The sequence below is a fragment of the Achromobacter sp. T5-5 genome, from assembly GCF_055397965.1.
Genome location: NZ_AP027919.1, coordinates 4,702,068 through 4,715,166, shown reverse-complemented (window position 1 = coordinate 4,715,166; position 13,099 = coordinate 4,702,068). Strand labels below are relative to the sequence as shown.

Below are 13,099 nucleotides of genomic sequence, written 5' to 3'. Positions count from 1 at the left end.
GTTGGGCACTGATCAGCTAGCCTCTAACGTACGAGTCGGCCTCAGGGGGTGTCAAACGACGCTGTGGAGAAATGTAACGGCGCCGATGCGGGAAAAACCGGCGGTTTGAGACGAGAAATCCGCCTCAAATTACCTCAGGGTCGAGTTACATTTGAGCAACGATTTGACCCCTTTTGAGCGCGGCTCGTAACCGATCCGCTCTATGGCAGGCGCTGGCGCGGGTGGCCGGCGGCAAGGCATGCCGGTATAGTCCAGACGGAACCGGCTGGCGGTTCGACACGTAACGGGAGAAAAACTCGCATGACGAAACGACTTTGCAGCGCCATCTTGCTGGCGCTCGGCGCCATGGCGGCCATGGGTTGCACGCACGTGACGGACCGGTATCAGGCTTCGGCGGCCGACGTGGCGCCGCGGGGCTAGGGGCGCGGACGATCGGCCGCGGATAGCGCTGCGGGGTGCCGCGCGCCCGCGCCTGCGGATACGCGTGCACCACGCCGGTAAAAAAAACGGGGCGCCGTGAAGCGCCCCGTTTGCGTTCCCGCCGCCCCGATCAGGGCTGGGCGATGCGCGCCGCGATGTGCGCCAGCGCCTCTTCCACCTGGTCCACCAGGATCAGGCACAGATCGCCGGGATTCAGGCGCGCCAGCGCCGTATCGATGGCCAGGAATTCGCCGTGGATCTCCTCGATGTGCGTCGTGCGGCTGGCGCCCACCAGGCCTTGCTGCAGCAGGGCCAGCACTTCGCCGTCTTCGCGGCCGCGCTGGCATTGGTCCTGGTAGAGCAGCACGTCGTCGAACGCCGCGCCCAGGATCTCCGTCTGCATGCGGATGTCTTCGTCGCGGCGGTCGCCCGCGCCGCTGATGACCACGACGCGGCGATGGGACGGCATGGCGTCCACCGCGCGCACCAGGGCCTGGATGGCGTCCGGATTGTGGCCGTAGTCGGCGATCACCGTGGCCCCGCGATAGTCGAACACGTTAAAGCGCCCGGGAGCGGTCTGCGCGTCGTTGACGAAGGTGGCCAGGCCGCGGCGGATGACGTCCCAGCCCAGGTCCAGCGCCCACGCCGCGGCGATGGACGCCATGGCGTTCTCGACCTGGAATGTGATCGTGCCGCCGCGCGTGAGCGGAATCTGCGCCAGCGGGAAACGAACCTCGTCCGCGCCCTGCGCCGCGACGATTGCGTCGCCGTCGCGATAGACCGCGCGCTGGCCCTGCGCGCGGTGCGTGACCAGCACGGGATGGTTGCGGTCTTCGGCGAAGTACGTGACCGAGCCGGGGCAGCTGGAGGCCATCTCGGCGACGATGGGATCGGCGGCGTTCAGCACCGCCATGCCCGACGGATGCACGTGCTGGACGATGACGCGCTTGACCACGGCCAGGTCCTCGACCGTGCTGATGTAGCCCAGGCCCAGATGGTCGCCCATGCCGATGTTGGTGACGATGGCGACGTTGCAGCGGTCGAAGGCCAGGCCCTCGCGCAGGATGCCGCCGCGCGCCGTTTCGAACACCGCGGCGTCCACGTCGGGGTGCATCAGCACGCTGCGCGCGCTGCGCGGACCGCTGCAATCGCCGGTGTCGATGCGCAGGTTGTCCACGTAGACGCCGTCGGAATTCGTCATGCCCACGCGGTTGCCGGCCACCCCCAGGAGGTGCGCGGTCAGGCGCACTGTGGTCGTCTTGCCGTTGGTGCCCGCGACCGCCACCACCGGGATGCGGCCGTCGTCGCCATCCGCGTACATGTTGGCGATGATGGCCTCGCCCACCGCGCGGCCCTTGCCGAACGAGGGGTTCAGGTGCATGCGCAGGCCGGGCGCGGCGTTGACCTCGACCACGCCGCCGTGCTGGTCTTCCAGCGGGTGGTGCACGCTTTCGGCCACCACGTCCACGCCGCAGATGTCCAGGCCGATCATGCGGGCCGCGGACACCGCGCGCGCCGCCATTTCGGGATGGACCTCGTCCGTCACGTCCGTGGCGGAACCGCCGGTGCTCAGGTTGGCGTTGTTGCGCAGGAAGATCAGCGTGCCGGCGGGGGGCACGGAATCGGCGTCAAAGCCCTGTTTTTTCAGCGTCGCCAGCGCGATGTCGTCAAAGCGGATCTTGGTGAGCGAGGTGGCATGGCCGTCGCCGCGCAAGGGGTCGGCGTTGACCTGGTCCACCAGCTGGCGAATGGTCTGCTGCCCATCGCCCGTGACCTGCGGCGGATCGCGGCGCGACGCCGCGACCAGCGCGCCGCCGACGACCAGCAGGCGGAAGTCGTGGCCCGGGATATAGCGTTCGACGATGACTTCCGAGCTGATCTCCTCGGCCACTTCAAAGGCCTGGATCACGCGCTCGCGGGTTTCGATGTTGACCGCGACGCCGCGGCCCTGGCTGCCATCGCGCGGCTTGACCACGACAGGGCCGCCCAGTTCCTGCGCCGCTTCCCAGGCCTCTTCGGCGCTGGTCACGGAGCGGCCCTTGGGCACGGGCACGCCGGCGGCGTCCAGCAGCATTTTGGTCAGGTCCTTGTCCTGGGCGATGGATTCCGAGATGGCGCTGGTCAGGTCGGTTTCGGCGGCCTGGATGCGGCGCTGCTTGCTGCCCCAGCCGAACTGCACCATGCTGCCCTGCGTCAGGCGGCGGTAGGGAATGTTGCGGGCGGTGGCGGCGTTCACGATGGAGCCGGTGCTGGGGCCCAGGCGCACGTCCTCGTCCAGTTCGCGCAGGCGCTTCAGGGCGTCGGCGATGTCGAACGGCGTGTCGTCGAGCGCGGCGCGCACCAGTTGCTGGGCCAGGTCCATCGCCAGCCTGCCGACTTCTTCTTCGCTGTACTCGACCACCACCTGGAACACGCCCGGCTCGATCGTGGACGCGGTGCGCCCGAACGTGACGGGGCAGCCGGCGTGCGCCTGCATCGTCAACGCGACGATCTGCAGCACGTGGGCGATGGACACCGCGTCCTGGTGGCCTTCGGGGCGCAGCAGGCCAGTCTGCGGCAGGCGCGCGCGCAGGCGCGCTTCGAATTCGGGCAGGTTGTCGATGGAGCATTCGGCGTCGGCGCACGACACGATGGCCTCGATCGCGGTGTTCTTGCTCCACAGATTGGGGCCGCGCAATGCTCGGATACGGGAGACTTCCATGGCAGGGATTCCTGTCGTCTGGCGCGCGTCCGCGGTAGGGGGCGGGCGCGCGCGCGAATGTGTCAGTGTTGTTGGATCCAGCGGCGGACCAGGTCGATGGTCGGGCCGGAGAAGGCTTCGTCGGATTGCAGCAGGACGAAGTCCCCGGACGCGATGCCGTCCAGTACGCCCCCGATGGCCGTGCCGTGGTCGGGCTCTTCCTGGATGTCCTTGACGCGGCTGCCTTGCGCCAGGCCCTGGCGCAGCAGCGCGCGCGCCTCGCCCGCGGGGCGCTTGCTGCGCACGGTCGCGTCGTCATAGAGGACCACGCGATCGAAGGCGTCTCCGAGCAGCTTGCCCTGTTCGATCAGGTCCGCGTCGCGGCGGTCGGCGCCGGCCGAGTAGACCGCGGTTCGCGTCTGGGACGAGAACTGATCGATGGCCGTGATCAGCGGGCGCAGTGCCGAAGCGTTGTGCGCGTCGTCCACCACGACGGTGGCGTCGTTGCGTTCGAACAGCGTGAACTGCCACGGGGCATCCGCCTGGTCGATGTCGAAGGTCTCGATGCCGGCGCGGATCAGTTCCACCGGGATGTCCAGCGCCCAGGCCGAGCCCACGGCCGCCAGCACGTTCTCGACCTGGAAGGCCACGCGCCCGCCATGCGTCAGCGGGATGGCGGCCACGTCGGCCAGCCGTTCTTCGTGCGCGCCGCGCGCCAGCATGATGCTGCCGTCGCGCACGAACACGGCGCGGCCGTCCTGGGCCAGGTGTTGCGCGATGGCGGGCAGGGCGGGGTCGACGCCGAAGAAGATGACGGCGCCGTCGCAGAGTTCGGCCATCTCGACCACGCGCGGATCCCGCGCATTGAGCACGGCGACGCCGTCCGGCAGGACCACGTCCACCTGCGTACGGAACACGTTGAACAGGCGGTCCGTTTCGTTGATGTCGAAATCGCCGAGATGGTCGCCGTCGTCGATGTTGGTGACCACGCCGACCTGGCAGCGGTCGTAGGCCAGGCCCTGGCCGAGGATCACGCCGCTGTCGTTCTCGATGACGGCGGCGTCCACGTTGCGGTTCATGAGCAGCCGCGTGCCCGAGGCGAAGTCGGCGCGATCGCCCTTTTGCACGAGACGGCGGTCCAGGTAGAGGCCTTCGCTGCACGCCAGACCCGTGCGCTTGCCCGACAGGTGCAGCAGGCGCGCCACCAGGCGGGCGACGACGGTCTTGCCGTTGGTGCCCGTCACCCCCACGATGGGAATGCGGCCCGCGTCGCCGTCCGGGAACAGGTGGTCGACGATGGCGCGGCCCACGGGTCGCGGCGCGCCGTCGGCCGGCTTCAGGTGCATCAGCAGTCCGGGCCCGGCGTTGACTTCGACGATGGCGCCGCGCTGTTCGTCCAGCGGGCGCGAGATGTCCTCGGCCACCAGGTCCACGCCGGCAATGTCCAGGCCGACGATGCGCGCGGCCAGGGTGACCGTGGCCGCCACGCTGGGATGCACGCGGTCGGTGACGTCGAACGCGACGTTGCCGCTGCGCTGGACCAGCACGCGCTGGCCTTCGGGCGGAATGCTGTCTTCCGTCAGGCCCTGGCGCGCGATCTCCAGCCGGGCGGCGGAGTCCAGGCGCACGAAATTGAGCGGGTGGTTTTCGGTGCGGCCGCGGCGCGGGTCGGTGTTGATCTGGCTGTCGATGAGCTCGGTGATGGTGGACGTGCCGTCGCCCGTCACCCAGGCCGGCTCGCCGGCGGCGGCGGCGACCATCCGGTCGCCCACCACCAGCAGGCGGTGTTCGTTGCCCAGCACGAAGCGTTCGACGATGACGCCGCTGCCTTCGTCCACGGCGACGCGGTAGGCGGAGACCACTTCTTCGCGCGTCGTCAGGTTGGTGAAGACGCCGCGGCCATGGTTGCCGTCGTAGGGCTTGACCACCACGGGCAGGCCGATGTCCTCGGCGGCATCCCAGGCGTCTTCCTCGCTTTTGACCAGGCGCCCTTCGGGCACCGGCACGCCGCAGGTGGACAACAGCTCCTTGGTCAGGTCCTTGTCGCGCGAAATGCCTTCGGCGATGGCGCTGGTGCGGTCGGTCTCGGCCGTCCAGATACGGCGCTGCGCGGCGCCGTAGCCGAACTGGACGAGGTTGCCCTCGAAAAGGCGGATGTAGGGGATGTCCCGGTCGTCGGCCGCGTCCACGATGCAGGCGGTGCTGGGACCGAGGCAGTGGCGGTCGATCAGGCTGCGCAGCTTGGCGATGGTGGCGGGCACGTCGAACGGCCGGTCCTCGATGGCGGCCATGACGAGGTCGCGCGCTTCGTTCAGGGCGGTGCGGGTGACCTGTTCCTGCCAGGCGCGCACGACGACCTTGTAGACGCCGCGCTGGGAGGTTTCGCGCGCCTTGCCGAACCCGCCGCGCAGGCCGGCCAGGTTCTGCAGTTCAAGCGTCACATGTTCAAGAATGTGGCCGGGCCAGGTGCCTTCTTTCAGGCGGGCCAGAAAACCGCCGCGCACCCCGGGGCTGCAGCGGTGCTCGATCAGGGTTGGCAGCCATTCGGTCAGCCGTTCATAGAATCCGGGAATCGTGTTGGAGGGGTAGTCCTCCAGTTCGCCGATATCCACCCATGCTTCAAGGACCGGGCGATACGTCCAAATGTTCGGGCCGCGCAAAGCCACGACATCGATAAATTCAATGTCTTTCTTTTTCATGTTTTAATTTGCTCGAGAAGCAGGTTGGCACGCGCGGACGCCCCTATGCTAGACCGCGAGTTTATTGGGGTTGCGCCTTAAGAATAATGCCAACGAGTCGGGGGATCCCAGATATTCCTAATTAGAAAAATCGGCTGCTACTATACGACGCCTTCAAGGCGTGAATTCGTTGTGTTGTAAGGAAGGGACACGTTTGCCGCCGCTGGCGTCGAACCGGTTGCCGCCTAGTAGGGCAGAGTCCTGGCCCGGTATGCGTTCCAATGAAAAAACCAAACCTGCTTTCCGGCCTTGCCGACGCATTTCCTGCCCGCTGGCGGGATGAGATCCGCACCGAACTGGCGGATGACGAAACCCTACTGGCCTGGGTCGAGATAGACCTCGATCAGCGGCTGAAATTCCATCCCGGCCTAGTCGCCGTGACCGATAAACGGCTGATCGCGCGCCTTCCTGACAATTCCGGTTGGGAATCCTGGCCATATGGCCCCCAATTAAAGCTATCCCTTAGCGACCATGCCGGCGCCGCCGTGCTGGAGCTGCACGACGACGCCGGGCGCCTTGCCGCCTGGCGTCTTACGTTGGCGTGCAACCCGGCTGCGCTGCGCCTCCTGGCCCAGTTCGAAACGCAGCAGTCCATCCGGCTTTCCGGCAAACCGCCCGAAGAGCTGTCGGAACGCACCTGCACCATCTGCAATAACGTCATCCCCGCGGGCGAGGAAGAATGCCCGACATGCAACCAGGAACAGGCCGCGCCGTCGACCACCTGGGCGCTTCTGCGGCTGTGGCGTTTTGCGCGGCCCTACCGCGGCCCGCTGTTCGCCGGCTTTCTGTTGACGCTGCTGGGCACCGCCGCCACCCTGGTGCCGCCGTACCTGACGATGCCGTTGATGGACGATGTGCTGATTCCGTTCCAGAACGGCGCGCCCATCGATTACGGCCTGGTTCGGCTGTATCTGGGCGGCCTGCTGGGGTCGGCCATCCTGGCCTGGGGGTTGGGCTGGGCGCGGACCTACATCCTTGCCTGGGTCAGCGAACGCATCGGCGCCGATCTGCGCACGACCACCTATGCGCACCTGCAGCAACTCTCGCTTGAGTATTTCGGCGGCAAGCGCACTGGCGACCTGATTTCGCGCATCGGCAGCGAAACCGACCGCATCTGTGTGTTCCTGTCGCTGCACCTGCTGGACTTCGCCACCGACATCCTCATGATCGCCATGACGGCGGTCATCCTGATCAGCATCAATCCCTGGCTTGCGCTGGTCACGCTGGTGCCGCTTCCCTTCATCATCTGGATGATCCATGCGGTGCGCGACCGCCTGCGGCATGGCTTCGAAAAGGTCGACCGCATCTGGTCCGAGATCACCAACGTGCTGGCCGACACCATCCCCGGCATTCGCGTGGTCAAGGCATTCGCCCAGGAAAAGCGCGAGGTCGCGCGGTTCCGCGAAGCCAACAACCGCAACCTGGAAGTCAACGACCGCGTCAACACCACCTGGTCGCTGTTCTCGCCCACCGTCACCTTGCTGACCGAGGTGGGCCTGCTGGTGGTGTGGATCTTCGGCATCTGGCAGGTGTCGCAGCGGCAGATCACGGTAGGTGTGCTGGCGGCGTTCCTGGCGTATATCGGCCGCTTCTACATGCGCCTGGATTCCATGAGCCGCATCGTGTCGGTCACGCAGAAGGCCGCGGCGGGCGCCAAGCGCATTTTCGACATCCTGGACCACGTGTCCAGCGTGCCCGAACCGTTGAATCCGGCCAAGCTGCCGCACATCAATGGCCGCATCGAACTGCGCGACGTGGGGTTCCGCTACGGCAACCGCCAGGTCATCCGTGGCCTGAACCTGACCATCGCGCCCGGCGAGATGATCGGCCTGGTGGGGCACAGCGGATCCGGCAAGAGCACGCTGATCAACCTGATCTGCCGGTTCTACGATGTGTCCGAAGGCGCGGTCCTGGTCGATGGCGCCGACATCCGTTCGGTGCGGGTGGCGGACTATCGGCAAAACATCGGCCTGGTGCTGCAAGAGCCGTTTCTGTTTTTCGGCACCATCGCCGAGAACATCGCCTACGGCCGGCCCGACGCGACGCGCGACGAGATCGTGGCCGCGGCCCGCGCCGCGCATGCGCACGAGTTCATCCTGCGCCTGCCGCATGGCTATGACTCGCTGGTGGGCGAGCGCGGCCAGGCCTTGTCCGGCGGCGAGCGCCAGCGCATTTCGATCGCGCGCGCGCTGCTGATCGACCCGCGCATCCTGATCCTGGACGAAGCGACGTCGTCGGTGGACACCACGACCGAAAAGGAAATCCAGAAGGCCCTGGACAACCTGGTGCGCGGCCGCACCACGATTGCCATCGCGCATCGACTGAGCACCCTGCGCAAGGCCGACCGGTTGGTGGTCCTGGATCGCGGCCAGATCGTGGAGCAGGGGCCGCACGAAGCATTGATGGCCCGCGAGGGCGCCTACTATCGCCTGTACCAGGCGCAGGCGCGCCAGGCCGAAGCCGACGCGCAGGCGTCGGGCAGCGAAGACATGGCCGCGGTGGCCTGACGCCCGGACGCCCAGACGGAACCCATCATGACCTTGCCGTTCTTTCAATTGCGCCGCAATGCCTTCGGGCGCCTGGAATTCCAGTCCGCCGACGGCGAATCGCACGAAGGCGTCATTCCGGTGCGCGCCTTTCCCATCAGCGAAGCGGGGCGCGGCCTGTCGCTGGTGACCAGCGACGGGCACGAGCTGCTCTGGATCGAACACCTGTCCGACGTGCCGGCCGAACCGCGCGCCCTGATCGAAGAAGAACTCGCGAGCCGCGAATTCATGCCCGAGATCCGCAAGCTGTCCAGCGTCTCGACCTACGCCACGCCCAGCGTCTGGAAGGTCGAGACCGACCGCGGCCCGACGTCATTCACGCTGCGCGGCGAAGAAGACATCCGCCGCCTGTCGGCGCAGACCTTGCTCATCGCCGACAACCACGGCATCTTCTATCTGGTGCGCGACATCCAGGCGCTGGACAAGCACAGCCGCAAGCTGCTGGACCGCTTTCTCTGACACCCGGCAGCGGTCGGTGTCTGACACCCGACAGAGATTGCCGTCAGCTTGCTCGTGCGTTTCGCGGGTGTCAGACACCCCCCAGTGCCCCTGACACCTACGAAGCGCCCTTGAACGGCGTATGCGATTCCAGTTCGCCCAGGTAGTCCGTCACGGCGGCGGTTTCCTCGTCCAGGAAATTCTGGATCGCTTCGGCGAATCCGGGGTGGGCCACCCAATGTGCCGACCACGTCGGCGTGGGCAGCAGGCCGCGCGCCATCTTGTGCTCGCCCTGCGCGCCGCCCTCAAAGCGCGCGATGCCATGCGCGATGCAGTAGGCGATGGCCTGCATGTAGCAGGTCTCGAAATGCAGCCCAGGCACATATTCCGTCGCGCCCCAATAGCGGCCATATAGCGCATCGCCGCCGGCCAGGTTGAGTGCGGCCGCCACCGGCTCGCCATCGCGTTCGGCCAGGATCAGCACGAAGGCCTCGGGCTGGTCGCGGTGCGCGCGCTCGAAGAACGCGCGGCTCAGGTAGGGCGGGTTGCCGTGGTCGAAGTAGGTGCGGCAATAACAGTCGTAGAAGAACGCCAGCTCCTGCGCGCCGATCTCGGCCCCGCGCAGCCAGCGGAACGCAAGGCCGGCCGCGGCGACCTTCTTGCGGTCCTGGCGTATCTTCTTGCGCTTGTCGTGGCTCATGGCGGCCAGGAATGCGTCGAAATCCGCGTAGCCGGCGTTGGTCCAGTGGAACTGCACGCTCTCGCGGATCATGAAGCCGGCCTCCCGCAGCACGCGCACGTCGGCGTCGTCGGGAAAAAGCAGATGCAGGGACGACACGTTGATCTCCTGCGCAAACGCCACCAGCCCGCGCACCAGGGCGTCGCGGTCTTCGTCGTTGGCCGCCAGTAGCCGGGGGCCCGTGACCGGCGTGAACGGGATGGCCGACAGCAGCTTGGGGTAGTAGCGCATGCCGTGCCGCTGGAAGGCGTCGGCCCACGCATAATCAAAGACGTATTCGCCGCGCGAGTGCGATTTCAGGTACAGGGGCGCCGCGGCCGCGAGCGCGTCCCCTCGCCACAGCGCAAGAAAGTGGGGCGCCCAGCCGGTGCGCGGCGATGCGCAGCCCGTTTCGTGCAGGGCGAGCAGGAAGGCATGGCGCAGAAAGGGCTGGTCGCCCGCGAGCGCGTCCCATTGCCGGGCGTCGATGCGGGACAGATCGGTTTCTAGAGTCAGGCGCAGGGAATCCATCCGCGAATGATAAAGTCTTCGGGTGCGCCTGGTGTCCGGACCACGGCGCTGGAAGGGATTTGAAGCGGGCTTTGAAGCAGGATTTGAAGCAGTATTTGATGCAGGAATACAGGCAGGATTCGAAGCGGCCGCGCGCGGCCCGGGACGACGGCAACATGAACACCAGCAGGACAGCCCCGATGGCACAGGGGGACGAGGCGCTCGGCATGCGTGCGCAGGCGCTGGCGGCGCTGGCCGCCACGGCATGGCCCGACAAGCTGGCGCGGGTGCGCGCCATCGCGGACGACGCCAGACTGGATTGCGAGCGGGTCTTCGCGCCTGTCGACGGATTGCCCGGCCGTCCGGCGCGGCCTGCGCTGGTCGCGCCCGCCGAGGTCAGCCAGCGCTCCATGGCCACGCAGGAGGGCAGGGCGGCGCTGCTGCACGCCCTGGCCCACATCGAGTTCAACGCGGTGAACCTTGCGCTCGACATCATGTGGCGCTTTGCCGGCATGCCCGAGGCCTTCTACCGGGACTGGCTGCGCGTCGCGCGCGAAGAGGCGCTGCACTTCGACCTGCTGCGCCAGCGCCTGGACGCCCTGGGCTATGCCTACGGCGATTTTCCCGCGCACAACGGGCTGTGGGAAATGGCCGAAAGAACCCGCGACGACCTGCTCGCCCGGCTGGCGCTGGTGCCGCGCACGCTGGAGGCGCGCGGACTGGATGCCTCGCCCATGATCCGCAACAAGCTGGCCGGCGCGGGCGACGCGCAAAGCGCGGCCATCGTCGACATCATCCTGCGCGACGAAATCGGCCACGTCGCCATCGGCAACCACTGGTACAAGCAGCAGTGCGCGCTGGCGGGCAAGGAACCGGTGGCCTGCTATGCCGAACTGGCCAGGCAATATGACGCGCCGCGTCTGCGCGGCCCCTTCAACCTGGAGGCGCGGCGCGCCGCCGGCTTCGACGACGACGAGCTTGCCGCGCTGCAGGCCGGCTGAGGAAGGCATCCAGATGGACATCACGATCGACGCGCTGCTGACGGGCACGGTCCGCCCGCTGGGCGATTCGGGGCGCGACAGCGGCATCGACAAGCATCCCGTGGCCGAGCGGCGCTGGCTGGGGCCGGAAGGGCTGGGCGGAGACGAACAGGCGGACCGGCGCTTTCATGGCGGCCCGGAAAAGGCGCTGCATCATTACGCGCGCGAGCACTATCCGGCCTGGCTTGCGGCGCTGGGCGAGCGGACGGTGCTGCGCGCGCCCGGGGCCTTCGGCGAAAACATCTCGACCACCGGCATGACGGAGCGCGACGTGTGCGTGGGCGACATCTACCGCGCGGGCGCCGCGCTGATCCAGGTGTCGCAGGCGCGCCAGCCGTGCTGGAAGCTGGATCACCGGTTCCAGCACAAGGGCATGGCGGCGCAGGTGCAGGCCAGCGGCATGACCGGCTGGTACTACCGCGTGCTGCAGGCCGGCTGGCTCGCGCCCGGCGACACGCTGTCGCTGCAGGAGCGGCCGCATCCGCAATGGACGCTGGCGCGCGTGCAGGACATCCTGAACCGCCGCGTGCTCGAGCCGGACGTGCTGCGCGCGCTGGCGGCGCTGCCCGAACTGTCGCCCAACTGGCGCACGCTGTTTGAAAAGCGTGCGCGCGCCGGCGAAGTCGAAGACTGGACGCGGCGCCTGCAAGGCGACGCCGCGATCGCACCTCCCAAGGAATTTCAAGCATGACCTCCCTGTTGATCCGCGCGCTGGCAAGCGCCGCGCTGGTCCTGCCGGCGTCCGCGGCGCTGGCCGCCGACCCATTTGCCGCCTGCCTGTCGCAGTTGCGCGGGCCCGCCTTGAAGGCCGGCGTCGCGGCCGCGACCTTCGACACGCATACCGCCGGGCTCGCGCCCGACATGGCGGTGATCGACCTGCTGGATGCGCAGCCCGAATTCAAGACGCCCATCTGGGACTACATGGCGGGCCTGGTGGACGACGAGCGCGTGGCGGACGGAAAGGCCGGCATGGCGCGCTGGCAGGCCGAGCTGGAGCGCGCATCGCTGCGCTATGGCGTGGACCCGGCCACCATCGCCGCGGTGTGGGGCGTGGAAAGCAACTTCGGCCGCACCTTGGGCGGCCGGCCGCTCCTGACGTCCCTGTCCACGCTGTCGTGCTTCGGCCGGCGCCAGGCGTATTTCCGGGGCGAATTCTTCGCCACGCTCAAGATCATCCAGGACGAGCACATCGCGCCCGACCGCCTTGTCGGCTCCTGGGCGGGCGCGTTCGGCCAGACGCAGTTCATGCCGTCCACCTACCTGCGGCTGGCGGTGGACTTCGATGGCGACGGCCGCCGCGACCTGGTCGACAGCGTGCCCGACGCGCTCGCGTCCACCGCCAACTTCCTGAAGCGCGCGGGCTGGAATCCGGCGCTGGCCTGGGGCTACGAGGTCAGGCTGCCCGCCGGGCTGGACACTGCCGGCGCGGGCCGCAAGAACAAGCGTCCGATGTCGTCCTGGGTAAAACAGGGCGTGACCCGCGCCGACGGCCAGCCCTTGCCGGCCGGCGACACGCCGGCCGGCCTGCTGCTGCCCGCGGGCCGCGGCGGCCCGGCGTTCCTGGTCACGCGCAATTTCGACGCGCTGTATTCCTACAACGCCGCCGAAAGCTATGCGCTGGCCATCGCGCATCTGTCCGACCGCTTGCGCGGCGGCGGTCCGTTCGTCCAGGCCTGGCCCACGGACGACCCGGGCCTGTCGCGCGCCGAACGGCGCGAACTGCAGCGCCTGCTGATCGCCCGCGGCTATGACGTGGGCGAGCCCGATGGCATGGTCGGCGCCCGCACGCGCCAGGCCCTGCAGGCCGCGCAGCGCGAATTGGGCTTGCCGGCCGACGGGCGCGCGGGCCAGAAGGCGCTGAAGGCGCTGAGGGCATCGACGACCCCGCCGAAAGGATGAGCCGCCCGGCCTGATTTACAACTTTTGCAAAGTCGAGCCCGGCGGCAGGCGCATCGGCGCGCGCGACGCTTTTCGTCGGCCTATACTGGTTTTCCGACTTTTCCAGGAGC

At 67.9% G+C, this 13,099-nt stretch carries 8 protein-coding genes; 5 read left to right on the top strand and 3 right to left on the bottom strand.

What is annotated here, in order from left to right; genetic code table 11:
• Window positions 1–550: 550 nt before the first annotated feature.
• Together cphA (ACZ50Q_RS21410) and cphA (ACZ50Q_RS21405) are read right to left on the bottom strand one after the other, a co-directional pair.
• Window positions 551–3,121, bottom strand: a complete 2,571-nt coding sequence (cphA, locus tag ACZ50Q_RS21410) for a cyanophycin synthetase (RefSeq protein ID WP_076519501.1) — start codon at window positions 3,119–3,121, stop codon at window positions 551–553.
• A gap of 62 nt (window positions 3,122–3,183) precedes the next feature.
• On the bottom strand, window positions 3,184–5,799 hold the full coding sequence (gene cphA, locus ACZ50Q_RS21405; RefSeq protein ID WP_464079493.1) for a cyanophycin synthetase: 2,616 nt from the start codon (window positions 5,797–5,799) through the stop codon (window positions 3,184–3,186).
• 260 nt (window positions 5,800–6,059) lie between these two features.
• On the opposite strand from cphA (ACZ50Q_RS21405), the gene ACZ50Q_RS21400 reads away from it, so the two are divergent.
• Window positions 6,060–8,345: a cyanophycin metabolism-associated ABC transporter gene (locus ACZ50Q_RS21400; RefSeq protein ID WP_464079492.1), complete on the top strand. Its 2,286-nt coding sequence runs from the start codon at window positions 6,060–6,062 to the stop codon at window positions 8,343–8,345.
• Between the two features lie 27 nt (window positions 8,346–8,372).
• Window positions 8,373–8,843 carry a cyanophycin metabolism-associated DUF1854 family protein gene (locus ACZ50Q_RS21395; RefSeq protein WP_076519506.1) on the top strand — a complete coding sequence of 157 codons (471 nt, stop codon included), beginning with the start codon at window positions 8,373–8,375 and terminating at the stop codon, window positions 8,841–8,843.
• A 97-nt stretch (window positions 8,844–8,940) separates the two neighbouring features.
• On the opposite strand, the gene ACZ50Q_RS21390 is transcribed toward ACZ50Q_RS21395, so the two are convergent.
• Entirely contained in the window at window positions 8,941–10,071 is a 1,131-nt protein-coding gene (locus ACZ50Q_RS21390; RefSeq protein WP_092577951.1) for a GNAT family N-acetyltransferase, read from the bottom strand.
• Window positions 10,072–10,250: 179 nt separating this feature from the next.
• Between ACZ50Q_RS21390 and ACZ50Q_RS21385 the strand changes: the two genes are divergently transcribed.
• The 3 genes from ACZ50Q_RS21385 to ACZ50Q_RS21375 are packed head-to-tail and all read left to right on the top strand — an operon-like array spanning window position 10,251 to window position 12,989.
• Window positions 10,251–11,051, top strand: a complete 801-nt coding sequence (locus ACZ50Q_RS21385) for a ferritin-like domain-containing protein (RefSeq protein ID WP_092578065.1) — start codon at window positions 10,251–10,253, stop codon at window positions 11,049–11,051.
• Between the two features lie 13 nt (window positions 11,052–11,064).
• Window positions 11,065–11,781, top strand: a complete 717-nt coding sequence (locus ACZ50Q_RS21380; protein ID WP_464079491.1) for an MOSC domain-containing protein — start codon at window positions 11,065–11,067, stop codon at window positions 11,779–11,781.
• Window positions 11,778–12,989 (top strand): lytic murein transglycosylase, encoded by a 1,212-nt coding sequence (locus ACZ50Q_RS21375; protein ID WP_464079490.1) that lies wholly within the window; start codon window positions 11,778–11,780, stop codon window positions 12,987–12,989. The genes ACZ50Q_RS21380 and ACZ50Q_RS21375 overlap by 4 nt, the downstream gene beginning before the upstream one ends.
• The last annotated feature ends 110 nt before the right edge of the window (window positions 12,990–13,099 follow it).